Here is a 25415-nt window from a genome sequence, read left to right on the forward strand (position 1 = left end):
GCCTTTGACAGGCCGGCTTTGCTTCAGTGCTACGCGTGTCTTAATCGCCTGCGGCTACGCTTTCAAGGCATCGCTGCAACAGGCGCCGAGATTCGTGCCTATGCGTCGCCGACGAACAACAATCTGCATATTCAGACGCAAACCTCGCCGCCTCTGCCATATGCTCTCATCTAATGATGTCAGGCAAACGCCGGTCGATGTAAGATCTTAATGTGCGGAGCGAGTCGCAACCGAAGTTGCCGTCTCGTCGACTGCGGATCAGAAGGCGCCTCAAGATGGAACACTCATTAGTAAAATGTTAACTTCCCAAGACCACGCTTGATCATATTGGACCGCCTGAATGTGGCGACTGATCGACCTTCCGGCCCGAAACCATTCGGGTTAAGATTAAATTTCAATAGAAGGTGACTGGATGCCTGTCTCTCTCGTGCTTTTCGTGGCAACGTCATTGCCGCTAGTGGTTTTTCTGGCTGCCAGTCTCTCTTCAATGATGTAGGTCGTCGAATGCGGCTTTCGCCCTTCCTTGCAGCGTCCCTTCTTCTCATACCCCAGATCGCGTTAAGCGATGAAGAACCAGAAAAGCCCGCACCTGTCATCGGACACGTCGTTACCGGCAAACAGCTCGACGAATGGTGCGAAGAGGATCGAGGGCTTGCGTCGGCCTATGTCCAGGGCATTCTGGACGAAGCGCAGCGCACGAAGAATTTGACGATCCATGCCACCAAGCAGACACCAAAGAACTCGTCGCGCTACGAACGCTATCTTCAGCAGTTCGTCGGCGCTTTTTGTCTGCCGCCGGATCTCACCAACACGCGGGCGACCATGATCGCCTGCAAGTGGATGGAGGAGCATTCCTGGCAGCTCGAGCGGCCCGCCAGCTCGCTGATTGCACGCTCCTTCAAATTCGCCTTCCCTTGCCTGGAGGAGTGATTGCTCTTCCGGTTCCGCGCATGTGACGATGCCCTGACGAATTCTGCGCCTGGGGACTGATGCACGAATTGGCAGCCAGCATCACCGCAAGTTGCTGCTGCCAGTGAAAAAAGAACGATAATCAGAATGAGGCCCTTGCGCCGATTCAAGATTCGTTCTAAACGCCGCCCATCACTCGCCTTCATACATCGGATGGCCTCGTGGCGGAGTGGTTACGCAGAGGACTGCAAATCCTTGCACCCCGGTTCGATTCCGGGCGAGGCCTCCATCCCCTTCTTTCACACAGTCATAACTTATTGACATTGCTCTAAAATGTCTTCGGCGCGGCAATTCGGGCCTTAAGCTTTCCGCCACACCAAACGAAGCACAGCAAGTCATCCCGGTTTCGGGCACTCAACTTCCCGGGACGCACATTCCTCCCTACCAGCCAAGCATATCGCGAAGCCGCAAATGGCTGCGGCGCATGTGCGATGCGCTGCTTTCGTCCGAAACCGAAACGCGCAAACCACGGAACCAAACTGCGCTCGCGCCGTTCCTGAGAAGCGAATTTACACCACTCTTCAGGAGAACATCATGGCAGACATCAGGCTCGACAAGGATATCAACGCTCAGATCGAAGAACTTCGGAGCCAGATCGACAAGCTTTCAAGTGATCTGGCGAAGAGGATCGATAGTGCTTCCGAGCGAGCTGACGAGGCCCTTTCTTCGGCAAAGGCGAAGGTTACCAATATCGCCGACCACGCCCGTGCAGAGGGACGTAATGTCGTGCAGGCCGCAAGGGACAATCCGACAGCAACAAGCTCGATCCTCGTTGCGACCGCCCTGCTCGGGCTTTTTGCAGGTCTCGTGATCGGCAAGCTGGCGGATTAGCACCGGCAACTCCGTACGATAGAAAAGCGACGGCCCGATCGGCAGAGATGTCGGCCGGGCTGGCGAGACGACGATGATGCCATCAATATTCACTCATGCCCGGGTTGCTCAGATCCAAATTCTTGCACAACCGCACAGTACCCTCGCATACCTGCGACGCACGGAAATACTGCACGACTATGCAGCAGTACCGGCACGCGCATCTGAAACCGCAGACCTAGCGCTTTCGGTCCCCGGCTTCGTGTCGGTCGCACTCATCAGACCCGTGCGCTGCCGAATGTTCCCTGGCGACATCAAAATGCCGGAGACAATTGCAAGGCGACCCGGATCGGAATAATGGATGCCGATACACGCCAAGGGTACGAATGAGGATGAACAACACATTCCGGTTGAATGTTGAGCAACCAGTCTTTTCCGCGACGGTGACGACGTTTTGGCAGAAACATTTCCTCACCGGCACCGTCCTTCATCACGACGATAGCTTTTCCCTCGCGGTCAGCCCGGATCTCGATGACGAAAACCGAGCGATGGTGTTGCATCGGCCCGACACACCGGTTCAAGCCGTCGTGACGATGCCAGTTGCAGACAGGCTGGGTCTGCAGGAAGGAGCAGCGCTTTCCGAGGCGGAATTTCGACGCAGGCTGGATGCGGCCCAAATTCTTCTCAACGGCGCCGATGCGATTTTCTACTATCTTGAGCCGGCAAAGCAATTGCTCTTGCAGGAGACCTCCGCAGGCCACATACGCCAATTGACGGAGCTGGATAGAATTGCATTTGAGGAGTTTCAGGCCACAGCATCGGCTGAAGACCTCGACGCAGCCTATGTGGAGCTGGATCATTGGCTGGTATTCGGTGCGTTTGACGGAACACAGCTGGTCTGCACCGCAAGCATGTACCCCTGGGACGACGCACTCATCGCCGATGTCGGCGTACTGACGCTGCCGACCTTCAGGGGAAAGGGACATGCCAGAAATGTGGTGCGGGCAATCAGCCGCCAAGCCTACGCTCAAGGATACGAGCCGCAATATCGATGCCAAGTCGACAATCACGCCTCGCTGGCTCTGGCGGCAGCCATAGGCCTGACGGAATTCGGGAAATGGGAAGTGGTTTTACCCGATTCCCCGAATTGATCGATGCGCGCTCCAGCCTCTTGAGACGACGGTTGCGGCACCTCGGTTCCGCCAAATCTTGAGTGTGTTTTCGCGACAACTCCCGACTCCGGAACAATCGGCGGCATCTTTCTCATTGAGATTGCAGCCGGAAGGTGATTCTATGCGATCAGCGTAGTCGAGTATCCGCGTCTCCATCCGATTTTTGACCCGAGCGGCCCATGTCGATTTCAGACGCGATCTACCGCCCTTTCGAAAGGCTCATCCGGCCGCTCGATATCCCCTATCGGCCGCTACCGTCGAAGGGGCCAGTGGCAGTTCTTCTTCACTTCATCTCAATGTTTCGCGGCATCCTGATCGCGCTCGTGCTCTGTACCATGGTGGTTGAAGTCATGAGCCTGACCATGGTTTGGGGCCTGTCAGTCATTGTTGATGGCGTCACGCAGCAGGGTGCTGCCGCTTTCCTGCACAACGACCGGATGCTGCTGATCTTCCTCGGCCTAATGCTCTTTCCCGCCATTCCGATCGGCTCCTTCCTCGTCAATACGCTGACCTCGCACACGCTTGGCATCGGCATGCCGGCCGCCATTCAATGGCAGAGCCACAGGGCGGTGGAGCGGCAGGACCTCGCCTTCTTCCACGATCTCTATGCCGGCCAGGTCGCCTCGCGCCTGCAGCAGGTGGCGTCAGCCGTTCAGCAGCAGGTCATTTCGGCTTTCCACTCCATCCCGCGCTTCGCTATGCAGATGGTCGGCTCGGTTATCCTTCTGGGCGCACTCTCCTGGCAGCTTGCCATTCCGACCATCGTCTGGATCACGCTCAACGTCCTGCTAGCCGTCAGGCTGGCGCCTGTCTTCACCGAGCGCTCACGCCGCTCGGCCAAGCGTCGCAGCCTGATTTCCGGCGCCATCACCGATCTCTACGCCAATATGCAGATGGTGAAACAATTTGCAGCCGAAGACAGCGAGGCCGGCGCCATCCGCGGCATCATCGGCAAGGCCATCGAAGCGCAGCAAAGTGAGCAGCGCATCTATCGCACCTCGGAGGTCGTCGTCGTTGTTCTCAACATGATGCACTGGCTGGCAATCCTGTCGATCGGCTTCACCGGGCTCGTCGATGGTTTCGTCACGATCGGCGAATTCACTGCCGCCGTTTATGTTCTCAACCGCTTCTCCGGTCACACATTTACGTTCCTGCAGATGGGCCAGCAGATCTTCCAGGCGATCGGCACGATCAAGGACGCCATGCCGGTCATGACGACACCACCCACCATCACCGACGGGCCGGACGCACAGGACCTTGTCGTTCCGAACGGCGAAATTCGCTTCGACAAAGTTCGTTTCGCTTACAAATCTGGCAAGCCGGTCATCGATGACCTTTCGCTGATGGTCCGGCCGGGCGAAAAGGTCGGCCTCGTCGGCCTCTCAGGCGCCGGCAAGACGACGCTCGCAAACCTGCTCCTCCGCTTCTACGATATCAAGGGCGGTGCAATCCGCGTCGATGGGCAGGATATCCGTGAGGTCACGCAGGCAAGCCTTCGCCGAAACATCGGTGTCATAGCTCAGGACGTTGCGCTGCTGCACCGCTCGGTCGGTGACAATATCCGCTACGGCCGGCCTGATGCGACTCAAGAAGAGATCGAAGGCGTCGCGAAGATGGCGAGCGCCGACGGCTTCATCGCCGATCTTGCCGATAGCGAGGACCGCAAGGGCTATAACGCCTTCGTCGGCGATCGCGGCATCAAACTGTCGGGCGGCCAGCGCCAGCGAGTGGCCATCGCCCGTGTGCTCCTGAAGGATGCGCCGATCCTCGTTCTCGACGAAGCCACCTCCGCTCTCGACAGCGAATCTGAGGCGGCCATTCAGGAAAAGCTCAATCTGATGATGGAGGGAAAGACCGTGATCGCCATCGCACACCGTCTGTCCACCATCTCCAAGATGGACAGGATCATCGTGCTCGATCACGGGCGCATCGTGGAAGAAGGCAGGCCGGATGAACTCGTCGAGCAGGATGGCCTTTTCGCCCGCCTATGGAGACGCCAGACCGATGGATTCATTGCCAAGGAGATCAGCGAGCTCCCATAGGCGTCGCATCGGTCCCTTGCGGATCGCATCGCAATGGACGATATCCGCGCAGTTGCGTGCGGCGCGTTCGATGAAGCGCACGAGCGCGGGCGCAAGCCGACTTCACGCGCTGTCGGCGGAGCCCAAACCACTATTTTAAAACGATAGAGACATCCGAGGATAAGACATGTTCCGAACGCGGCAAGCGAAGCCGACCGACGTAGCGCGCAATTTCGAGATATGGCGTACGGCGGTTGAAGCCACCCATCATTTTCTCGATGCAGCGAATCTCGAAGCGATCGGCAAGATGGTTGCAGAGGAATATCTGCCGAATGCGGAGTTCACGGTTGCGGTCGACGGCCAAGACCTCCCCCATGCTTTCCTCGGAACAAGCGGAGACCATGTCGATGCGCTTTTCGTGCACGCCGACAGCCGGGGAATGGGTTTGGGCCGCCTGCTTCTCGACGGCTTTCGCGCCGGAAAGGATATCGTGACCGTCGACGTCAATGAGCAAAATCCCGAGGCAACAGGCTTCTATCGACGTCTCGGCTTCAAGGTGACAAGCCGCTCGGAACTGGACGATCAGGGCCGTCCCTACCCGATCCTCCATCTGCGATGGGAAAGCCCGACGATTTAAGTCGTTGTTCGTGATGCCCGGATGGTCGCCGAATCACCCACACGCGCCTGGAAGATGCTCTTCGCGTCCCACGCTGTGCGCTTCAGAAAAGATCCGGTACGGAAAGCGTCGTAAGCCGCACTCCTACGGTGGTCCATCCAGCGTGCCGATCCATGCCGGAGTGGCACACCCTGCCAGCCCATTCAGGTAGGTTATAGAAACCTATGGTAGATGCTAGGCTCATTACTACCGGTTTGGATGCCACCCCTGAGCCGGGCAGTGCCGCGTCCGACGAGACTACGCCCCCAGTAGTGTCGTCGGACGCACCCTCATGGTCGTAATGCACTGCAGGACCACTTCAGCAGAGCCGTTGAGGCCACATCCCTGCCATAGTTGATGAGAGTTCGCAGTCCTCGCGAAATGCGGCGATTGCCGAACGCAGGCGAGCGCGAGGCGCCGCTACCCTCCTGTGACACACCTCCCTTACCAGCTGTTTGACCCATATCGTCGGCGTGCCCCACGCATGCCGAATTGAGCACAAAATGGGGCGGGACGGCGGCTCAACTGGCGAATTGCGTCATTTTTGCAACAAACATTTTTTTCGGGTAGTGCGCATATAGTTCGTCCTTCTTAGTATCTTGCCAAATCAGTGAAGCAGGTTCAGGAAATAGTTCGCGAAGCTTATTACTTCGCACCTACTGACTAGGGAACATGAACGGGATGGGGTTGGGCACGTCGTTTTACGGCGCGATATCTCACGCCCAATCAAGAGAGATTGGAGTTATTATGAACATCAAGAGCCTTCTTCTCGGCTCCGCTGCTGCGCTGGCAGCAGTATCCGGTGCTCACGCGGCGGACGCAATCGTTGCTGCTGAGCCGGAGCCGCTGGAATACGTTCGCATTTGCGACGCCTACGGTGCAGGCTACTTCTTCATCCCGGGTACGGAAACCTGCCTCAAGATCGGCGGCAAGGTTCGTACGGAAGGTGAGTGGTACAACGCTTACAACCGCGACAGCCATCAGGGTACGCTGTGGCACACTCGTGCTGAGTTGAACGTCAACACCGCGACCGACACCGAATACGGTCCGCTGAAGACCGAAACCATCGTTCGTTGGGACTGGAACGACGGCGGCTCCACCAGCACCAACCTGCTCTGGTCCTACATCAGCCTCGGTGGCTTCACCGTTGGTAAGAAAGACTCCCAGTACAACCTTTACATGGGTTATGCCGGCGACGTCATCAACGACGACGTGATCTATGACGGCCCGTACGAACTCAACCAGTTGACCTATGAATATGACGGCGGCAACGGCTTCTCGGCTGTGATCTCGCTGGAAGATACCAACTCGGCCAACGATTCTACGACCTATAACGGCGCATGGGTACAGTCTGAAGGCAACCACTACGCTCCGAACGTCGTAGGCGGTCTCGGCTACAAGGCTGGCGCATGGGGCTTCAAGGTTGTCGGCGGTTACGACTCGATCGTTGAAGAAGGTGCAGTCAAGGCTCGTATCGACGCTGACTTCGGCGGCTTCACGGCTTTCTTGATGGGTGGCTACAACACCGACGGCAAGAAGCTGAACCAGTATGCCGGTTCGAACCAGGACATCTCCGCTTGCACCGCGCCGAATGGCACTGTGAACGGCGCGAAGTGCGGCTGGGGTGACTGGGCAGTTTGGGGTGGCGTTGGCGTTCCGGTCAACGACAAGCTGAAGTGGAACCTGCAGCTCGCCTACACCGACTCGAAGATCTTCGAAGCAACGACGAACCTGAAGTTCAACCCGGTCAAGAACCTCCTGGTCGAGCCGGAACTGACTTACGTTCACTATGATTATGCCCACGACGATACCGTCTCCGGCATTCTCCGTTTCGAGCGTAACTTCTAACCTGATCAGATTTGACCTCCGATCAGAGAACGAAGGGGGCCGGCTTTCCCTGCCGGCCCCCTTTTTCATGCCGGTAAACTCCTGAAATCGAAGGCCCCCTCCCTATTGGCGCGCATCGCAAGCTCCCCGGATCAACCGGAAGGGGGAACCTTGTCGTGGGCGTCGCGTTTACTAGCGATAAGGGACGTGACCGAACGAAGGAGTTACCGCCTTGAAATATGTTGCTTCACTTGCTTTGACCGCGGCGTTGGCCGTGGGCTCTGTGCTATCAGCCACGCTGCCGACGACGGCAGCCCCGCTTGGCGTTTCAACCACGACCACTTCCGATATCATTCTCGTTCAGGATCACGGCACCCGTTGGCATCCCGACGAAGACAACGGCCGGCGAACCTATTGGCGTGACCGTGATCGTCGTCATTGGCGCGACGACCGAGGCTGGGATCGCCGTCATTCGCGTGGCGGCTGGCACGATGACCGTCGCTACTATCATCGACACCACGGCGGCGTAATGTTCGAAATCCGCCCCTGAGGCCTCTATGTGGCCGTGAGCGGCATGGCAGCCTCGTAGCGACCACTGCTACCATCGCCTGCCACGCAGACATTACGCCCTGAAAAACCAACGGCCGCTGCCGAAAATATCGGGAGCGGCCGAATTGCCGTGAAGGGTAGTTTAAGTCAGTTCGACGCGTCTACCGATTATCGGCAGACGCGGACATTGCGGACGACCCAGTGGCCGTGGACCTTATGCTTCACCTTCTTCATGTGGCAATGTTGATGATGGTGATGGTGGTGACGATGATGCATCGGAGCCGCCTCGGATGGTGCGCTGACGGCGAATACCGATGCCAGTGCGAGTGCGGAAGCAAGAAGCAGATTTTTCATGTCGAACCTCTAAAGCATTGGGGGACTATGCTGCGCATTTCACGCATCCAACTAGATGCGCCTGCTCACATTAATACTACATGAACATCTGCTCACATTCGCGAGAGCAACCATGCCTTGAGCGAATTTTTATCGAAATATCACACGGATTCACCACATGATCGCCGGTGTACCGTCTTGATACACTCCATCGCCGACACAACGGAGCGACGAGTCGGCGCAGATGCAAGAGCCTGTTGTTGCAGGAAAAAGGCTCTGCTTGAACGATTCTACCATCTTCAGCCGATGGCGGCTCGGATGGGCAGAAGAGCTCGAACCCGCTGATCGCGAAGATACAGGCCGCCCCAGGCCAGCACGCCTAAAAATAAACTTATAAGTTGCGGCGGCGAACCGAGTTCCCCAAGGCGAAAATGAGCACAGATGGCGCCGCCCAAAAAGCCCGTGGTCAGGATCGCACCGAGAACCGCCGTGCGCGGAATCGCATAGAGAATCACACAAACAAGAATGATCATCCCGAGCAAGCCTGCATGGTCCCCTGCAAAACCCGTCGCCTCCATCTCTGCCTTGATCAATGATGGAAAAAACAGATCGACCGCCGCATCAGCCGCCAACGCCAGAATCACGATGGCGCTGAGAACCCATCCCAACAGCGCTCCTTTGCGGGAATTCTCAATCACGCTCATTCCATCCCCCTTTTTCTTGCGAAGTCCGGCTTGTAACGCATGTCGCTTGATGGGCGCATGCTGTTGGACAACTGGCGGCAAACTGACACCGAGAGAAGAGAAAGGTCAACGAGGGTGAGGCGCCGGCGTCGCTAGGATATTGCCAGCCGCGATACTGATGTGGGGGCGGATCAGGAAAAGGGTCGAAAAGCTGCGCCGCTAGTGGTGCCAGCACGGCGGCATGGGCTATGATGCCCAGCCAACGCGATGATATTGCGAAAAACTCTTGAGAAGAAAAGTGGCTCCCCGGGCCGGATTCGAACCGGCGACCTGTCGATTAACAGTCGAATGCTCTACCGCTGAGCTACCAGGGAATGCGCTTGGCGCGGTGTGAGTGGGCTTCTACAAATGCTTTCCCGATTTGCCAAGCGGTTTTTTCAAAAAAATGTATTTCTCTTGCATTATTTCGTCGCCTCACCATTTCCTGTGGATGACTGATCAAAGCGGAACGACAGCCAATACCGACCGAAACGCCCGGAAAACAAGGCGTTTCGGCATAGATCCCTCCACTCGCGAGCTCGTTTTCGGCTCTGTGAGAATTCCACTGCCCCGATCACGCCTTGCACGCGTTGGCCTGGGGATAGCGCTCGTTTTTGGCGGCCTGCTCGGTTTCCTCCCCGTACTCGGCTTCTGGATGCTGCCATTGGGTCTTATTGTACTGTCACATGATATGCCGGCTGTGCGCCGATGGCGTCGCCGCTTTTCCGTCTGGTGGGCAAGAAAGCGCCGCCCCGCGAACTAACCCCGTCTACCTAGAGCCAATCGGGCGAGCGGGATTGCCGACGACGGTTGCACCTGCCGCGACACTCTTCGTCACGACCGCTCCCGCCCCTATGATGGCACCGTCGCCGATCGTCACGCCGCCGACGAGGATAGCTCCCCCACCGATCCACACATTCGCGCCGATCGTGACCGGCCGCGCGACTTCGATGCCCGCTCCGCGCAGCTCCGGGTCCTTGTGGTGCTCGGCGCAATATATGTGCACGCCCGGCCCCAGCATGCTGCCCTCGCCGATGCGCACGCTTCCGCTGTCGAGAATGGTACAGCCGGCGTTGAGATAGACCCGGCGACCAAGCGAGATGTTGATCCCGTAGGCGCAGTGGAAAGGCGCCTCGATAAAAGTAGTGTCCGCGACATCGCCGAAGAGCCCGGCCAAGGCCGGACCGAGATTGCCGCGCTGGGCGGGCGGCATCGTATTATGCTGGTGGACAGCTTCACGTGCCTGCCAGCGCAGAGCATCTAGTTCGGGATCGAAGCAGCAGTACCAATCCCCAGCCGTCATTTTTTGCCGCTCGCTCAAACCCATATTCTCATTCCTCTGGATGCCTTCGGGATTCGTTTGGTGTCATCTTGCAACATCATTCGAGGTGCCAGCAAGAAAGCCTGTCCGACGCAGCTCGTGCGCTGGCAAGCAAGGCGCGCGGCAACGCTGCCTGTGCGCCTTGATTAGCAACATCTCAATTGCACGATCCTGCGAGGCACGCTTGTTCGCAAGCCTCTCACTCGAGTGAAAAAGCCCGCCAATGCGGGGATTCTTGCCCTCAACAAACTGTCACACAGCTTGTCTATAACGCCGCTACCGCGGACTTGCGCAAGACCACCGGTTCCGAGCTTTCAAAAAGGAAATAGGGATTATGTCTAAACTTAAAAACTGCATTTCGGCTGCAGCAGCCGGTGTCATGAGCGTAGCGCTGGCCCTGCCTGCTGCTGCTGCTCCGACCAAGTTCGATTTCTGGTTTGGCCTGTCGGGCGACCTGGAACGTGTCGTCCAGACGCTGTGCAAGAACTTCAACGATTCCCAGAAGGACTACGAAGTATCGTGCGTCAGCCAGGGCAACTACGATGCCGCCCTGCAGAACACCATTGCCGCTTTCCGCGCCGGCAAGCAGCCGACCATCGTTCAGGTCTATGACGTCGGCACCGCCACGATGATGCTTTCGGGCGCCTACCATCCGGTCAGCAAGCTGATGTCCGAGAACGGCTACAAGGTCGACTGGAACGACTACTTCCCCGGCATCGCCCGCTATTACGCAACGTCGAAGGGCGAGTTGCTCTCCTTCCCGTTCAACTCCTCGACCGCCCTGCTCTACTGGAACAAGGACGCGTTCGCCAAGATCGGCAAGACTGCCGCTCCGAAGACCTGGGAAGAAGCAGCCGAAGACATGAAGGCGCTGAAGGGCGCCGGCTACGAATGCCCGATGGCCATCAACATCTCCGCCAATGAAAGCTGGCAGCTGATGGAGCAGTTCTCCGCCATTCACGATCAGCCGGTTGCCACCAAGAACAACGGCTATGACGGCCTCGACGCTCGTCTGACGGTCAACAAGACCAAGTTCGTCAAATATGTCACCGACCTCAAGAGCTGGTACGACCAGGGCTTCGTCAAGATCAAGTCCAAGGACCTCGGTCAGGACATGGTTCAGGCCTTTGCTTCTGGCGATTGCCAGATGATCATGACCTCGGTCGGCGACCATGGCACGGTTACCAAGACCCAGAAGGCCGGCATGAACTGGGATGTGGCCGAACTTCCGGTATACGCCGGCACCGAGCGTAAGAATTCGCTTGTCGGCGGCGCGTCGCTCTGGGTTCTCTCCGGCAAGTCGGCTGGCGAATACAAGGGCGCAGCAGCATTCCTCGACTTCATCGGCAAGCCTGAAACCGCTCTCTTCTGGTCGACCAACACCGGCTACATCCCGGTGAAGAAGTCCGGCTTCGACTTCATGAAGTCCTCCGGTTTCTACGACAAGGCTCCCTATAAGGGCCGCGAAGTCGCTATCGCCAGCTTGACCGCTTCCGAGCCGACCCCGATCACCCGCGGCGTCCGCCTCGGCAACTTCACGCAGATCCGCGCTGAATTCGGCAATCAGATGCAGGCCATTTTCGCGAACAAGGTCGGCGTCCAGGAAGGCATCGACAACCTCGTCAAGAACAGCGACGTGGTCCTTGAGCGCTTTGAAGCCACCTACAAGGGCAAGCAGCTGCCATAAGCAGCGCAGCTCATGACAAACAGCGTCCGCCGGGATTTCCCGGCGGACGTTCGTTATGAGAACCCTTGTGGCATCGCGATACCAAGCCGGAAGAGACCATGGAAAAACGTATAACTTTCAGCAAATGGAGCGTTGGCATTCTGTTCGCAGTGCCGCAGCTGCTCCTCATCTTCACCTTTTTCTATTGGCCTGCCGGTCAGGCGGTCTTCTGGTCGTTGACCCTGCAGCAGCCCTGGGGCGGCGGCAATATCTGGGTCGGGCTCGATAATTTCAAAGCCATCCTCGCGAGTTCCGACTATTGGAATTCGGTGACGATCAGCATCATTTTCGCCGCCATCAGCACCAGCATTTCCATGGGAGGCGGCCTCATACTAGCAGCCTTGACCGATCGACAGCTGCGCGGTTCGAAAATCTACCGCGTGGTGCTGATCTGGCCCTATGGCATCGCAGCGCCCGCGGCGGCGATGGCTTTCCGCTTCATTCTGGCGCCGGAAGCCGGCCTTATCGCCGTCGTCAATCAATGGTGGCCGGGAATCTGGGATCCGGGTCTCGACGGCAATGCCGCCATGGCTTGCATCATCGCCGCCTTCTCGTGGAAATATATCGGCTATAGCTTCATTTTTTTCCTTGCCGCCTTCCAGGGCATCCCGCGTTCGCTGATAGAAGCGGCTGCCATGGACGGTTCCAGCGTGCTGCGCCGCTTCTGGGATATCCAGTTTCCGTTGATCACGCCGACGATCTTCTTCCTGCTGGTCATCAACATCACCGAGAGCTTTCAGGATTCGTTCGGTATCGTCGACATCATGACGTCAGGCGGGCCGCACAACTCGACCAATCTCATGGTCTACAAGATCTATTCCGACGGTTTCAAAGGCCTCGATTTTTCCGGTGCGGCGGCCCAGAGCATCGTTCTGATGCTGCTGATCGTCCTGCTTACCATTTTCCAGTTCCGCTTCATCGAGCGGCGCGTGCATTACCGTTGAGGCTGACATGGTCGAGCGCACACCCATCCTTAATTTCTTCACCCATCTCATCCTGTTCATAGGCTTCGTGATGGCCGTGGGGCCGTTGGCCATCGTGGCCGTCGCCGCATCGCACAATCTGGCCGACGTCAACAAAGTGCCGATGTCGTTGATCCCGGGCTCGGACTTTTGGATCAACATGAAGACGGCCTGGACCACTGCCAATCTCGGCCCCAAGCTGCTGAACAGCCTGATCTTCGCCACCGGCGTGGCAGCTGGAAAGGTGATCATTTCGGCGATAACAGCCTTTTCCCTGGTCTATTTCCGCTTTCCCGGTCGCCACTTCATCTTCTGGCTGATTTTCATCACACTGATGCTGCCGCTCGAGGTGCGTATCGTCCCGACCTATGCGGTCGCAGCAAACGTTCTGTCGCCCTATCAGGGGCTTCTCGACGTCACAGGTATCAGCTGGCTCATCGAGAAGGTTACAGGTGTTGAAGTCGCGCTGAACCTCGGGCTGCTCAACTCTTCGATCGGCTTGATCCTGCCATTGGTCGCGACGGCGACGGGCACCTTCCTTTATCGTCAGTTCTTCCTGACGATCCCAGACGAGCTGACAGAGGCGGCGCGCATGGACGGCGCTGGAGCACTGCGCTTCTTCATCGACATCCTGCTGCCGCTGTCGCGCACCAATATGGCTGCATTGGGCACCATCATGTTCCTCTGGGCATGGAACCAATATCTCTGGCCGCTGCTGGTCACCACCGATCCGGCTCACGTGACGGCTGTGCACGAGCTGAAATCGCTCATCCCCAACTTTGGCGGCCTTCCCGAATGGCATATCGCCATGGCCGGCACGCTGATCATCATGCTGCCTCCACTCGCTGTCGTCGTGCTGATGCAGCGTTGGGTCGTTCGCGGCATGATCGCCACTGAGAAGTAATCGAATAGCCTGCCGCACCCATCGAACGGAGCGGCAGGCATTTTGCGTGCGTACCTCGACACGTGCCGACCATGTCTCGTTGCTCGAGCATCCCTCGATAGGGATAGCGGCAACTGAAGCCGCTCTGGCCAAGCTCCTCGCCTAGACGGCGGCCAGCTCCCTGCAAGACTTCGTTTTCAAACCTATTGCCGCTACGAGCCGCATGACGTCGAGCGTCTGGGTGCTGCGCTCCTTTCCGATCGGCTTTAAGCCTTCAACGGCGAACCTTCTCGTGCACACAAACAAAAAAGCCCGGAAATCGTGAGATTTCCGGGCGCACCTGCTGAAAATTGATGTTTGAAATTCTAGTGTGCCAACACCTTGAGCGGTACGACGGAGGCAACGGCGTCAAGCCGCAAACCTGTATCCTGGGCAAAGAGGTGCGTATGCTGCTGCGGCAGCTCCAGCCCGACAGACTGGCCGGTCTGACCGGTGGTGTGATCCGATACGGCAACGGCGAAGCTCGATCCGTTGATATCGCAATGAATGACGCGACCGGCGCCAAGTTCCTCGACGAAATCCACCGTGGCCGGAATGGAGCCAGGCGTCCGCGCCGGCACGAGGCGTACATGCTCCGGACGGATGCCGAGAGCGACAGGGTTGCCGCCGTGACGCTTGCCGATGTTTGCGTCGATGCCGATCGGCAGGCCATCGAAGATGACCTGTTCGCCAGTGGCCGAGAACGTACCTTCCAGGAAGTTCATCGCCGGGGAGCCGATAAACGAACCGACGAAGCGCGTGCGTGGCGTGTTGTAGATTTCAAGCGGCGTGCCGACCTGCTCGACATTGCCCTTGTACATGACGACAAGCTTATCGGCGAGCGTCATGGCCTCGACCTGATCGTGGGTCACGAAAACCGAAGTCGCCGACAGACGCTTGTGCAGGCGGCGGATCTCGACGCGCATCTGCACGCGCAGCTTGGCGTCGAGGTTGGAGAGCGGCTCGTCGAAGAGGAAGACCTTGGGTTCGCGGATGATGGCGCGGCCCATGGCGACGCGCTGACGTTGACCGCCGGAAAGTTCGGCCGGCTTGCGGGCGAGAAACTCTTCGAGACCGACGATTTTAGCGGTTTCCTTGATGCGGCGATCACGCTCCTCGCGCGGTACGCCGGCCACCTTCAAGGCATAGCCCATGTTGGCGGCGACATTCATGTGCGGGTAAAGCGCGTAGTTCTGGAAAACCATGGCGCAGCCGCGCTCGCGCGGCTCAAGCTGGTTGACCACCTTGCCGTCGATAACAATCTCGCCGGAGGAAATATCCTCGAGGCCGGCGATCATGCGCAGCAGCGTGGACTTGCCGCAGCCGGACGGTCCGAGAATGACGACGAACTCGCCCGAGCGGAAGTTCAGGTCAACGCCATGGACCACCTCATTGCGGCCATACGCCTTGCGAACTTGTTCGATCCGAATTTCGGCCATTTCAATCTTCCCCGTCTGTCAATTCTGGGCATGTCAATCGGGTGGACTGCTAGCGAATTTGCATTACAGAACAGTGACAAGGATGCCTTATATCACAAGCGACATTCAGATTTCCTCACGGGAGTTGCGTCTAGGATTTCCTTATAAAACGCTCGGTAGTGGAACCATTTGAAGACAAGCGCCGTATAGGGGCTCAGGCGGCGAGAAAGCCCATGAACAAGCACAGGACGAGCGAACAGCCAGGATCATGACGACATCGAAGAAAGAGCCTCAACCGGTCCTACTATGGTTTCGCAAGGATCTGCGCCTCGACGACAACCACGCCCTGCATGCCGCAGCGACATCGGGCCGTCCGGTCATCCCAGTCTATATTCGCGAGCCAGAAGCAAAGGGCTGCGGGCCGCTCGGCGCAGCACAAGAATGGTGGCTGCATCATTCGCTCGCGGCCTTGCGGGAAGGCCTCGCCGCGCTCGAAAGCAAGCTCATCCTTCGGCACGGCGATGCGTTGGCAGTGCTCGACGCGCTTCTCGTCGAGACCGGTGCGGAAGCCGTCGTCTGGAATAGGCGGTACGATCCGGCCGGCATAGCGGTGGACACAGAGATCAAGACAGCGTTTCGGAACAAGGGCATCGAGGCCAACAGCTTTGCCGGCCAGCTGCTGCACGAGCCGCAGCGGCTACGTACGGGTGCCGGCACCCCGTACAAGACCTACACGCCGTTCTGGCGGGCGCTGGAGCAATCCGGTGAGCCGCCCTTCCCCATCGATGCGCCCGCGAGGCTTGCCACGCCCCAAAGCTGGCCGCAGTCGGATACGCTCACCTCCTGGTCATTGCTCCCCTCAAAGCCGAATTGGGCATCCGACTTCCCCGATATGTGGACGCCTGGCGAGGATGCCGCGCGTGAAAAGCTCGAGGATTTCATCGATGGCGCAATCGATGGCTATGCGGTCGATCGCGATTTTCCGGACAAGCCGGCAACCTCGCTGCTCTCGCCGCATCTGGCGCTCGGCGAGATTTCACCGGCCCGCATATGGCATGCGACGCGCGGCCTCTCCGGCAAGGTCCCCACCGAGAATATCGTTCGTTTTCGCAAGGAGCTCGCCTGGCGCGAATTCTGCTACCATCAGCTCTTCCAGTTCCCGAAACTGAACTCCGCCAACTGGAGCGACCGCTACGACGATTTTCCATGGCGCGAGGATGCCAAGCTGTTCGATAGCTGGCGGCGCGGGCAGACGGGCTATCCGATCGTCGATGCCGGCATGCGGCAGCTCTGGCGCCACGGCTGGATGCACAATCGCGTCCGCATGATCGTTGCATCGTTCCTGATCAAGGATCTGTTGATCGACTGGCGCGAAGGCGAGGCCTGGTTCCGCGATACGCTTGTCGACGCCGACCCGGCGGCCAACGCCGCGAACTGGCAATGGGTGGCAGGCTCCGGCGCCGATGCCTCGCCCTTCTTCCGGATCTTCAATCCTGTGCTGCAAGGCGAGAAGTTCGATCCGCATGGCGGCTACGTCCGAGCCTTCGTGCCTGAACTTGCGGGGCTCGACGGCAAATATATCCATCGACCATTCGAGGCGCCGGACGGTGTGCTCAAGCGCGCCGGTATCGAACTCGGCGAGCATTACCCTCGCCCGATCGTCGATCATGCTGTTGCCCGCCAACGTGCGCTCGATGCGCACGCGTCGCTGAAACGTGATGAATAGACCCTATTCCGCCGGATGCGGGGTCGCCCGCGTTCCGACGGTCCGGCGCTTGTGGCGGTTGCCGAGAAAATATCCAAGCATTCGGAAATAGAGGCTATAGGGCAAAAGCTTCATCAGCTTCGCCCGATAGACCATGCCTTTCGGGAAGCTGATGTCGAAGGCCGATGATTTCAACCCCGCAGCGATCGCATCCGCCGCCTGCTGCGCCGACAGGATGTCAGGCATTTCGAACTTGTTGTTCGCGGTCAGCGGCGTATCGACATAACCGGGAGTGACGAGCTGGACATGGATACCCATGCGCTCCAGCTCGAAATTCAGGCTTTCGGCCATATTGATGAGAGCGGCCTTGCTGGCCCCGTAGGCGGCCGCACCGGGCAGGCCGCCATAACCGGCCAGGGAAGATACGAACGCGATCTGGCCATGGCCTCTGGCCCGCATATGGCGCACCGCAGGAACGAGACAATTGACCACGCCGTGAAGATTGACGGCGAAGCTGCGTTCGAACACCTCGTGATTGAGATCCTCACCACGTGCCGGCAGATAGATACCAGCGTTCAGAACCGCCAGGGCAACTGGACCATGCTGGTATTCGATGGCCGCGACTGTGTGTTCCATGTCCTCGGCGTCGGTGACGTCGCCATCGAGCACGATGATACTGCCTGCAAGCGGAGCAGCTTCGGCCTGCAGAGCCAGGAGCTTGTCGTGGCTGCGGGCCGTAACGGCGACCTTGTAGCCCTCCTCGGCCAGCTTCAGCGCGAGCGCGCGGCCGATACCGGAACTGGCGCCGGTGATCCAGACGACTCCGTGTTCAGGACGTGCGATGAACGGGCTCATGGCTCTTCTCCTTGGATGGCGGCCGTCGAAATCACACGCTTGAACCGCGGCCCTCCGTAGCATTTTAGAGATAGCGCATCATTGTGGCCTCTTTCGGCCGTTTTGCCGATCGCTCGCCGAAATAGACGTCACCAGTCGGAGACTTTCAGTTTCAGCGAACGCTCCGCTGAACCAGACCTCCCAAGTTGAATTTTGCCGAGTGAACAAAGAGCGAGGAACAGAATTTCTTGCCTATGCAGCCTTGTGAAGGGAAAAGACCGTTCTTACAGTAGTTGCGAACAGAAGGCAGATTCCATGAGCGTCCATCCGTCCGTCCTCGAAGCAATTGGCAATACGCCGCTGATCAAGCTCAAGGGCGCCTCCGAGGCGACGGGCTCGACCATTCTCGGCAAGGCCGAGTTTCTGAATCCCGGTCAATCGGTCAAGGATCGCGCCGCGCTCTACATCATCCGCGACGCCGAAAAGAAAGGTCTGCTGAGGCCCGGCGGCGTCATCGTCGAGGGAACTGCCGGCAATACCGGCATCGGCCTGACGCTGGTTGCCAAGGCGCTTGGCTATCGCACGGTCATCGTCATTCCGGAAACCCAGAGCCAGGAAAAGAAGGACGCGCTGAAGCTGCTTGGCGCCGAGCTAGTCGAAGTTCCAGCCGTTCCTTACAAGAACCCGAACAACTATGTGAAGGTTTCCGGCCGGCTTGCCGAACAGCTGGCCAAGACCGAGCCGAACGGCGCGATCTGGGCAAACCAATTCGACAACATCGCCAACCGCCAGGCACATATCGAGACGACCGCCAAGGAAATCTGGGACGATACGAATGGCAAGGTCGATGGCTTCATTTGCTCTGTCGGCTCCGGCGGTACGCTGGCGGGTGTGGCCATGGGCCTGCATGCCTTCAACAAGGGCATCAAGATCGGTATTGCCGATCCTGAAGGTGCCGCGCTCTACGAGTTCTACAAGAACGGCGAGCTGAAATCCTCGGGCTCCTCAATCACCGAGGGCATCGGCCAGGGCCGCGTGACCGCGAACCTCGAAGGCTTTACGCCTGATTACGCCTACCAGATCACGGATGCGGAAGCCCTTCCCTATGTCTTCGATCTGGTCGAACATGAGGGCCTGTGCCTCGGCGGCTCTACAGCCATCAACATCGCCGGTGCAGTCCGCCTGGCGCGGGATCTCGGGCCGGGACATACGATCGTGACCATCCTGTGCGATTACGGCAATCGCTATCAGTCGAAGCTCTTCAATCGCGACTTCCTGAAATCCAAGGGACTGCCGCTGCCGTCCTACCTTGAAAAGCGGACGGATATTTCCGTCCCGTATGAAACCATAGCGTGATCCCATGACCGTAAATGCCCTCTATCGTGACGATTTCTATCTCTCGACCGCCGAAGCTGTGGTAACGGCGATCCACGAAGACGGGGGCATCGAGCTAGACCAGACCTGCTTCTACGCCACCTCGGGCGGGCAGCCGGGCGATACGGGCTTTCTTGAGCGCGGCGACGGTTCGAGGATCATGCTCGGCCAGACGAAGCACGGACCGATCAAGGATATCATCATCCACGTTCCGCTCGAGGGAGAACCGCTGCCCATCGTCGGCGAAAAGCTGGTGTTGCACGTCGACTGGCCGCGCCGCTACAAGCTCATGCGCATGCATACGGCCTGCCATCTGCTCTCAGTGGTCTGCTCCTACCCGATCACCGGCGCCGCGGTCGGCGAAGAGGAAAGCCGGGTCGACTTCGACATGAGCGAGACGATCGACAAGGACGAGGTGACGGCGCGCATGATGGCGCTGGTCAACGAGAACCATCCGGTTTTCGTCCAGTGGATCACCGACGAGGAACTGATTGCCAATCCCGGCATCGTCAAATCCAAGAATGTGCGACCGCCGATTGGCCTCGGTCGCGTTAGCCTTGTCTGCATTGGCGAAGGTTCCGCCGTTGACAGCCAGCCCTGCGGCGGCACACATGTGTCCGAGACGCAGGAGGTCGGAGCGATCTACATCGCCAAGATCGAGAAGAAGGGCAAGGAAAACCGCCGATTCCGCATTCGTTTCGGCGCCCCGGCCGACGAGAATTGACCGGGCCGGCGCCTGTCTCCATATCTCGACATCAAGACCAATAAACTACAGCAGGGAGAGATCATCATGGCAGCGGACAAGAGCCGTTTCGTCGTATCCGCCGAGCGGCTGCAAAGCGAGCTGGGTGCCAAGGACCTGCGCATCCTCGACGCGTCCTTCTATCTGCCGGCGCAGAAGCGCAATGCCGACGCCGAATATGCCGGTGGCCATATTCCGGGCGCCATCCGCTTCGATCAGGACAAGATAGCCGATCATTCGACCAACCTGGCGCATATGGTCCCCTCGCCCGAATTCTTTGCGGCAGAAGTCGGCAAGCTCGGCATCAGCGAAACGGATCGTATCGTCGTCTATGACGGCCCGGGCATGTTTGCCTCCCCGCGCGTCTGGTGGCTGTTCCATATCGTCATGGGCGCGCCGAATGTTTTCGTGCTCGATGGCGGACTGGATGGCTGGAAGGCCGAAGGGCGACCGCTGGAAACAGCGCTTCCCGCCTTCGAGCCCTCAACATTCAAGCCGAAGTTCAATGGCAGCCGCGTCGTCGCTCTGGAGGAGATGCGCGGGATCGTCGACAGCAGCTCGTCGCAGATCGCCGATGCCCGCGGCGCCGGCCGCTTTGCTGCAACAGAACCGGAACCGCGCGAAGGCATGCGTTCCGGCCATATGCCGGGTGCCAGGAGCCTGCCATCGGGCGTCTTCGCCACGAACGGCAAGTTCAAGTCCCTGCCGGAACTGCGTGAGACGATTGAGAAAGCGGGTATCGATCTTGAAAAGCCTGTCGTGACGACCTGCGGCTCGGGGATTACCGCCGCCATCATCACGCTTGCGCTCGAGTCCCTCGGCCACGGCAGCAACAGGCTTTATGACGGCTCTTGGTCGGAATGGGGCAGCCGCGCGGATACACCCATCGTCACCGGTCAAGATTGAGCAGCCCGATCGTGAAAACGCCTTCCTCGATCAAGGTCCATATCACCCGCCTGGAGATGACCGCGCCGCCCAAGACCAGCCTGGCGGTGCCCGTCAACATCCAGACGGCCATCATGCGTGCGCCCGGCATTCCGCTGCCGTTCTATCGCTATCTCTATCGTCAGGTCGGCGCGCGCTGGCACTGGGTCGATCGCCTTCGCCTCTCCGACGAAGAACTGACCGCGGTACTCCACGACCAGCGCAACGATATCAGCGTGCTTTACGTCAACGGCGCCCCTGCCGGCTTCTTCGAGTATTTCCGTCAGGACGAGGAGACCATCGAGCTCAGCCATTTCGGCCTTATCGAGCATGCGCTCGGCCTCGGCATCGGCAAGTGGTTCCTGCTCCAGTCGCTCTATGCCATCTGGTCGCTGAACCCGCAGCGCATCGTGACGACCACCAACGATCTCGATCATCCACGAGCGCTTCAGCTCTATCAGATGTTCGGTTTCTCGCCGATTTCCACGGGCAAGGGCATCGTCCGCCCCTTGAGCGACAAAGAGCTGCTGGAACTCGCCAAGAACGGCTAGAAGCAGGAATCGGGTGGCTTCCCATCGCGCTCCAGCGCATCACATGGCAGATCTCGAAAGGAGTTTTGCCATGCCTTCCATCGCTTTTGCAGCCATGCCGACATCCGACGCGGAAGTTCTCTGGGGTGGCGGCGCGGATGCCTATGGCCACCAGCCCGAAACCATGGTTTCAGACGGCCCGGGCCATCCCTGCCGGCATTGCCTGCGCAACATAGACGCCGGGGAGGAACTGTTTGTCTTCGCGTATCGTCCCTTCCCGGAATTGCAGCCCTATGCGGAGACTGGCCCGATCTTCCTGCACAAGACGCCCTGCAAGCGCTATGAGGCAAAAGAGGTCCTGCCGCCCGTGCTGGCGACAAGCCGGGATTTCATCGTTCGCGGTTATGGAAGGAATGATCGCATCGTCTACGGCACCGGCGCGGTGACGCCGGCCGGAGATATTCCCGCCTATGCGGCATCGCTGCTGGAACGGCTCGATGTTGCCTATATCCACGTCCGCTCGGCGCGAAACAACTGCTATCAATGCCGGATCGACACAATCGAGACGCCGGCACATGTGGATGCCGGCTCTGGAATCTAACAGTGAGAGCGTGATGTCCTCCGAAAACCGCTGATACTTTCGGCATCACGCTCTATCTGATCGGTATCAGGCCACGTTGAGGATGCTCTCGGGAGCGATGGCCTCGTAACCCAGCGCTTCGGCCACCGGCTTGTTGGTGACGCGGCCCTTATGAACATTGAGACCGTTGCGGAGGTGTTTATCTTCCGCAATGGCGCGCAGGCCGCGATCCGCCAAGGCGAGACCATAGTAGATTGTGGCGTTGTTCAGCGCGTGTGCCGAGGTGACCGGAACCGCGCCCGGCATGTTGGCAACGCAGTAGTGCACGACGCCATCGACCACGTAGGTCGGGTCGGAATGCGTCGTCGCGTGCGAAGTCTCGAAACAGCCGCCCTGGTCGATGGCCACGTCGACGATGACAGACCCTTTTTTCATCCCAGACAGCATTTCGCGCGTGACCAGCTTCGGTGCGGCTGCACCGGGAATGAGGACAGCGCCGATGACGAGATCCGCGGAGAACACTTCCTCTTCCAGCGCCTGAATGCTGGAATAGCGCGTGTGCACGCGGCCGTTGAAGATATCGTCCAGCTGGCGCAGTCGCGGCAGGGAGCGATCGAGGATGCTGACGTCGGCGCCGAGGCCGGCTGCCATTTTGGCGGCATGCAGGCCGACAACGCCACCGCCGATGATCGTCACCTTGGCCGGAAGCACGCCCGGCACGCCACCGAGCAGGATGCCGAGGCCGCCATTGGCCTTCTGCAGAGCCGTCGCCCCCGCCTGGATCGACAGGCGACCGGCAACTTCCGACATCGGCGCCAGCAATGGCAGGCCGCCACGTTCGTCGGTCACGGTCTCGTAGGCGATGGCGGTCACACCGGAAGCAAGCAGGCCCTTGGTCTGTTCCGGATCCGGCGCCAGATGCAGATAGGTGTAGAGAAGCTGCCCTTCACGGAGCTGGGCCCATTCGGAGGGCTGCGGCTCCTTGACCTTCACGATCATGTCGCACTTCTCGAAAATGTCCTTGGCGCTTGCGGCAATCTTGGCGCCGGCGGCAATATAGGCGTGATCGTCGGCGCCAATGCCGGCGCCGGCCTTCGTTTCGACCCAGACCTCATGGCCATGAGCGACATATTCGCGAACCGAAGCCGGCGTCAGGCCGACGCGATATTCGTGATTCTTGATTTCCTTGGGGCAACCAACGCGCATTTCATTCCTCCTCGAATGCTTTTGCGTCTTCATTTTCTCCAACTGAAATCAGACCACCTCCGCTGTGCAATGTCCTTGCAAAGACAATTTGCGCTGCGGTCATTTTTCGTGATTTATTGCGTGCAAATCAGTTTTTTCGAAAGATCTTCGAATGTCCGACCTAGACGCCATAGATCATTCGATTCTGCGGATGTTGCAGCAGAATGCGCGCATCACCAACGCGGAGCTTGCCGAAAAGGTAGGCCTTTCTCCATCGGCCTGCTCGCGCCGGCTCGATATCCTCGAGAAAAGCGGCGTCATCGCCGGGTATCACGCCCATCTCTCGCACAAGGCGCTGGATTACAAGATGATCGCCATCGTGCACATCTCGCTATCCGGCCAGTTCGCCAAAACGCTTTCGGAATTCGAGGCGGCGGTAAAGCGTTGTCCGAACGTGCTGGCCTGCTACCTCATGTCCGGCGAGTACGATTACATCTTGCGGGTCGCCACACGTGATCTGGAGGATTACGAGCGCATCCATCGTGACTGGCTGTCCGCCCTGCCCCATGTGGTGAAGATCAATTCGAGCTTTGCGTTGCGCGAAGTCATCGAGCGGCCGAATGTCGGTCTTTGATCTCAGTCAGCGCAGATCCAGCAGCAATGCGCGGTGATCAGAAACTTCCGGTTCTGCCACCGGATCGAAATCGATGACCTCGATATCTGATGTCACCAACATGTAATCGGCGAAGCGTGGCCGCTTGAGATAGTAGGATGTGCGCGTGTCGTCATGTCCCCGTGAGGTGACAAGATCGACGAGCCCCAGGCTACCGAGGATCTCGAAGGTCTCGCTGTCGGGCAGGACATTGAAATCGCCACAGACGACAAGCCGGTCGCCGTCCTGCTTCACCTGCCGGATCAGGTCCACCAATGCATTCGCCTGGTGGCGGCGAGCGGGCGTGTCCCCTTTGCCTGCGGTATCGCGAAGGCCGTGCATCTGAGCGATGGTCATCGGGCAGCCGCGTTCGTAGTCGAAAAGGCGGATGCAATGGGCGTTGCGCGACCGCGGATGCGCGCCCCAGCCATCGGCAGAGAACTCGCCATGGACGAAACCTGCCGCCTGAGCAATGATCGGATAGGTCCTGCGCACAAAGGTCGCCAGCCCGAACTCCGAGAAAACTCGGCGTTCACCATCGAAGAGATCCCCCCGCGCTACCGGCAGGAAAAATGCGTCGTGATCCGGCAACGCAGCCTTAAGCTCATCAAATAGGTTGGCGCGCTGTGAAAGCTCCACGCCGTGGTCGCGATAGATGAGCCAGTCGGAGTTGGTGTCGTGGGCACGCACCACTTCCTGCAGGCACAATACATCGGCATCGACATCAACGAGATAGGGTACCAGCGGCCCATGCAACTGACCGCCCCAAGCATTCAAAGAAACGATCCGCAAAGTCTTGTTCCCTCAGTATCCGCCTGCCGGTCGACGAGTGCAGCCGAGCCGTCCAATGTTCGAAAATCCACCAAATATCCGCGCGCCCTCCAGGGTTCGGCACCAGAATTCGGTGCCGATTCGGGACGACCGCCTACAATTTTAGCGGTTACTCTAAGAATCCCTCAATGCCTGCATGTTATCCAGAAGGGGAAAAACATGTATGAGCCGGGATTAACATCATGCAGTTCTCTTCGAAATCTCTCGTCCAAGGCAATCTGAAAATCAAGACACGAGGTTCGCCGCGCCACCATGCCCGGCTGATGGGACAGGTTCGGTATTTCACCAAACTCGTCGCCGGCCGCGTCGTCGATATTTCCACGAGCGGGATCGCACTCGATCTACAATCTCCGCTCTATGCGGCAGCCGGCAGTAAGGTTCGCGTCGAGTGTGATGATATCGGCCTGCTGGATGGCTTCGTGCGCTGGGCTCACAATGGCCGCATCGGCATCGAATTCGACCGCTCGTCCAATGCGTCGGCAAAGGTCGCTTCCTATTTTCGCTTTTTCCACAAGGACATAAAGCCAGTTTTGAAACGCTGATCAAAAGTTCACGCTTGCGGACTCACAACCACAATAAGCCTGTCACATTCCTGGTGCACACCTTCGCAAATCGTCCTAATCTCCGCTCGCCCGAGAGATGATCGACGGA

Annotated in this window: 26 protein-coding genes and 2 tRNA genes; 20 read left to right on the forward strand and 8 right to left on the reverse strand. The window is 58.7% G+C overall.

Annotation, left to right across the window (positions count from 1 at the left end):
- Positions 1-504: 504 nt before the first annotated feature.
- The 8 genes from ACIQJ2_RS14890 (at position 505) to ACIQJ2_RS14925 (ending at position 8004) form a co-directional block, all read left to right on the forward strand.
- Positions 505-930 carry a Rap1a/Tai family immunity protein gene (locus tag ACIQJ2_RS14890; protein ID WP_199148441.1) on the forward strand — a complete coding sequence of 142 codons (426 nt, stop codon included), beginning with the start codon at positions 505-507 and terminating at the stop codon, positions 928-930.
- Positions 931-1124: 194 nt separating this feature from the next.
- Positions 1125-1198 (forward strand) — tRNA-Cys (locus tag ACIQJ2_RS14895).
- Positions 1199-1503: 305 nt separating this feature from the next.
- The gene (locus tag ACIQJ2_RS14900; protein ID WP_400672795.1) at positions 1504-1800 is read left to right on the forward strand and encodes a hypothetical protein; all 297 of its coding nucleotides are present in this window, start codon (positions 1504-1506) and stop codon (positions 1798-1800) included.
- A 371-nt stretch (positions 1801-2171) separates the two neighbouring features.
- The gene (locus ACIQJ2_RS14905) at positions 2172-2930 is read left to right on the forward strand and encodes a GNAT family N-acetyltransferase (protein ID WP_400672792.1); all 759 of its coding nucleotides are present in this window, start codon (positions 2172-2174) and stop codon (positions 2928-2930) included.
- A 200-nt stretch (positions 2931-3130) separates the two neighbouring features.
- Positions 3131-4993: an ABC transporter ATP-binding protein gene (locus ACIQJ2_RS14910; protein WP_400672789.1), complete on the forward strand. Its 1863-nt coding sequence runs from the start codon at positions 3131-3133 to the stop codon at positions 4991-4993.
- Between the two features lie 166 nt (positions 4994-5159).
- Complete coding sequence (locus ACIQJ2_RS14915; protein ID WP_400672786.1) at positions 5160-5609, forward strand: acetyltransferase; 450 nt, start codon at positions 5160-5162, stop codon at positions 5607-5609.
- Positions 5610-6374: 765 nt separating this feature from the next.
- Entirely contained in the window at positions 6375-7475 is a 1101-nt protein-coding gene (locus ACIQJ2_RS14920) for a porin (RefSeq protein WP_199148459.1), read from the forward strand.
- Positions 7476-7686: 211 nt separating this feature from the next.
- Entirely contained in the window at positions 7687-8004 is a 318-nt protein-coding gene (locus tag ACIQJ2_RS14925) for a hypothetical protein (protein ID WP_400672784.1), read from the forward strand.
- 167 nt (positions 8005-8171) lie between these two features.
- On the opposite strand, the gene ACIQJ2_RS14930 is transcribed toward ACIQJ2_RS14925, so the two are convergent.
- The 3 genes from ACIQJ2_RS14930 to ACIQJ2_RS14940 all read right to left on the reverse strand — a co-directional run bounded on the left by ACIQJ2_RS14930 (position 8172) and on the right by ACIQJ2_RS14940 (position 9393).
- Complete coding sequence (locus tag ACIQJ2_RS14930; protein WP_199148461.1) at positions 8172-8357, reverse strand: hypothetical protein; 186 nt, start codon at positions 8355-8357, stop codon at positions 8172-8174.
- A 278-nt stretch (positions 8358-8635) separates the two neighbouring features.
- Positions 8636-9040, reverse strand: a complete 405-nt coding sequence (locus ACIQJ2_RS14935) for a DoxX family protein (protein ID WP_400672781.1) — start codon at positions 9038-9040, stop codon at positions 8636-8638.
- 278 nt (positions 9041-9318) lie between these two features.
- A tRNA-Asn gene (locus ACIQJ2_RS14940) sits at positions 9319-9393 on the reverse strand.
- A 116-nt stretch (positions 9394-9509) separates the two neighbouring features.
- On the opposite strand from ACIQJ2_RS14940, the gene ACIQJ2_RS14945 reads away from it, so the two are divergent.
- A complete protein-coding gene (locus tag ACIQJ2_RS14945; RefSeq protein ID WP_246762097.1) occupies positions 9510-9821 on the forward strand; it encodes a hypothetical protein in 312 nt (103 codons plus the stop codon).
- A 6-nt stretch (positions 9822-9827) separates the two neighbouring features.
- Here the strand turns inward: ACIQJ2_RS14945 and ACIQJ2_RS14950 are convergent, their stop codons facing one another.
- Positions 9828-10385, reverse strand: coding sequence for a sugar O-acetyltransferase (locus tag ACIQJ2_RS14950; protein WP_199148463.1), 558 nt, complete (start codon positions 10383-10385; stop codon positions 9828-9830).
- Between the two features lie 328 nt (positions 10386-10713).
- On the opposite strand from ACIQJ2_RS14950, the gene ACIQJ2_RS14955 reads away from it, so the two are divergent.
- The 3 genes from ACIQJ2_RS14955 to ACIQJ2_RS14965 all read left to right on the forward strand — a co-directional run bounded on the left by ACIQJ2_RS14955 (position 10714) and on the right by ACIQJ2_RS14965 (position 13971).
- A complete protein-coding gene (locus ACIQJ2_RS14955) occupies positions 10714-12066 on the forward strand; it encodes an extracellular solute-binding protein (RefSeq protein ID WP_199148464.1) in 1353 nt (450 codons plus the stop codon).
- Between the two features lie 98 nt (positions 12067-12164).
- Positions 12165-13049, forward strand: a complete 885-nt coding sequence (locus tag ACIQJ2_RS14960; RefSeq protein WP_199148465.1) for a carbohydrate ABC transporter permease — start codon at positions 12165-12167, stop codon at positions 13047-13049.
- 7 nt (positions 13050-13056) lie between these two features.
- Positions 13057-13971: an ABC transporter permease subunit gene (locus tag ACIQJ2_RS14965; protein WP_199148466.1), complete on the forward strand. Its 915-nt coding sequence runs from the start codon at positions 13057-13059 to the stop codon at positions 13969-13971.
- 344 nt (positions 13972-14315) lie between these two features.
- Here ACIQJ2_RS14965 and ACIQJ2_RS14970 read toward each other — a convergent pair whose 3' ends face one another.
- The gene (locus ACIQJ2_RS14970; protein WP_400672777.1) at positions 14316-15428 is read right to left on the reverse strand and encodes a sn-glycerol-3-phosphate import ATP-binding protein UgpC; all 1113 of its coding nucleotides are present in this window, start codon (positions 15426-15428) and stop codon (positions 14316-14318) included.
- A gap of 247 nt (positions 15429-15675) precedes the next feature.
- Here ACIQJ2_RS14970 and ACIQJ2_RS14975 point away from each other — a divergent pair, with 247 nt between their 5' ends.
- Positions 15676-17133, forward strand: coding sequence for a cryptochrome/photolyase family protein (locus ACIQJ2_RS14975; RefSeq protein ID WP_400672774.1), 1458 nt, complete (start codon positions 15676-15678; stop codon positions 17131-17133).
- A gap of 3 nt (positions 17134-17136) precedes the next feature.
- Here the strand turns inward: ACIQJ2_RS14975 and ACIQJ2_RS14980 are convergent, their stop codons facing one another.
- Positions 17137-17967, reverse strand: coding sequence for an SDR family NAD(P)-dependent oxidoreductase (locus ACIQJ2_RS14980; RefSeq protein ID WP_199148469.1), 831 nt, complete (start codon positions 17965-17967; stop codon positions 17137-17139).
- A gap of 294 nt (positions 17968-18261) precedes the next feature.
- Between ACIQJ2_RS14980 and ACIQJ2_RS14985 the strand changes: the two genes are divergently transcribed.
- From ACIQJ2_RS14985 to ACIQJ2_RS15005, 5 genes are all read left to right on the forward strand, one after another.
- Positions 18262-19302 (forward strand): cysteine synthase A, encoded by a 1041-nt coding sequence (locus ACIQJ2_RS14985; RefSeq protein ID WP_199148470.1) that lies wholly within the window; start codon positions 18262-18264, stop codon positions 19300-19302.
- 4 nt (positions 19303-19306) lie between these two features.
- Positions 19307-20044, forward strand: coding sequence for an alanyl-tRNA editing protein (locus ACIQJ2_RS14990; protein ID WP_400672770.1), 738 nt, complete (start codon positions 19307-19309; stop codon positions 20042-20044).
- A 66-nt stretch (positions 20045-20110) separates the two neighbouring features.
- Positions 20111-20968 (forward strand): 3-mercaptopyruvate sulfurtransferase, encoded by an 858-nt coding sequence (sseA, locus tag ACIQJ2_RS14995; protein WP_400672767.1) that lies wholly within the window; start codon positions 20111-20113, stop codon positions 20966-20968.
- 8 nt (positions 20969-20976) lie between these two features.
- Complete coding sequence (locus tag ACIQJ2_RS15000) at positions 20977-21537, forward strand: GNAT family N-acetyltransferase (protein ID WP_199148486.1); 561 nt, start codon at positions 20977-20979, stop codon at positions 21535-21537.
- A gap of 70 nt (positions 21538-21607) precedes the next feature.
- Positions 21608-22117, forward strand: a complete 510-nt coding sequence (locus ACIQJ2_RS15005) for a DUF1203 domain-containing protein (RefSeq protein WP_400672764.1) — start codon at positions 21608-21610, stop codon at positions 22115-22117.
- Between the two features lie 66 nt (positions 22118-22183).
- Here ACIQJ2_RS15005 and ald read toward each other — a convergent pair whose 3' ends face one another.
- On the reverse strand, positions 22184-23302 hold the full coding sequence (gene ald, locus ACIQJ2_RS15010; RefSeq protein ID WP_199148474.1) for an alanine dehydrogenase: 1119 nt from the start codon (positions 23300-23302) through the stop codon (positions 22184-22186).
- Positions 23303-23453: 151 nt separating this feature from the next.
- Here ald and ACIQJ2_RS15015 point away from each other — a divergent pair, with 151 nt between their 5' ends.
- Positions 23454-23915 carry an Lrp/AsnC family transcriptional regulator gene (locus ACIQJ2_RS15015; protein ID WP_199148475.1) on the forward strand — a complete coding sequence of 154 codons (462 nt, stop codon included), beginning with the start codon at positions 23454-23456 and terminating at the stop codon, positions 23913-23915.
- Between the two features lie 6 nt (positions 23916-23921).
- Here ACIQJ2_RS15015 and ACIQJ2_RS15020 read toward each other — a convergent pair whose 3' ends face one another.
- On the reverse strand, positions 23922-24725 hold the full coding sequence (locus tag ACIQJ2_RS15020; RefSeq protein ID WP_400672760.1) for an endonuclease/exonuclease/phosphatase family protein: 804 nt from the start codon (positions 24723-24725) through the stop codon (positions 23922-23924).
- Between the two features lie 221 nt (positions 24726-24946).
- On the opposite strand from ACIQJ2_RS15020, the gene ACIQJ2_RS15025 reads away from it, so the two are divergent.
- A complete protein-coding gene (locus ACIQJ2_RS15025; protein WP_400672757.1) occupies positions 24947-25306 on the forward strand; it encodes a PilZ domain-containing protein in 360 nt (119 codons plus the stop codon).
- Positions 25307-25415 lie beyond the last annotated feature (109 nt).

This window comes from Rhizobium sp. NPDC092011, from assembly GCF_044756305.1.
Lineage (GTDB): Bacteria > Pseudomonadota > Alphaproteobacteria > Rhizobiales > Rhizobiaceae > Rhizobium.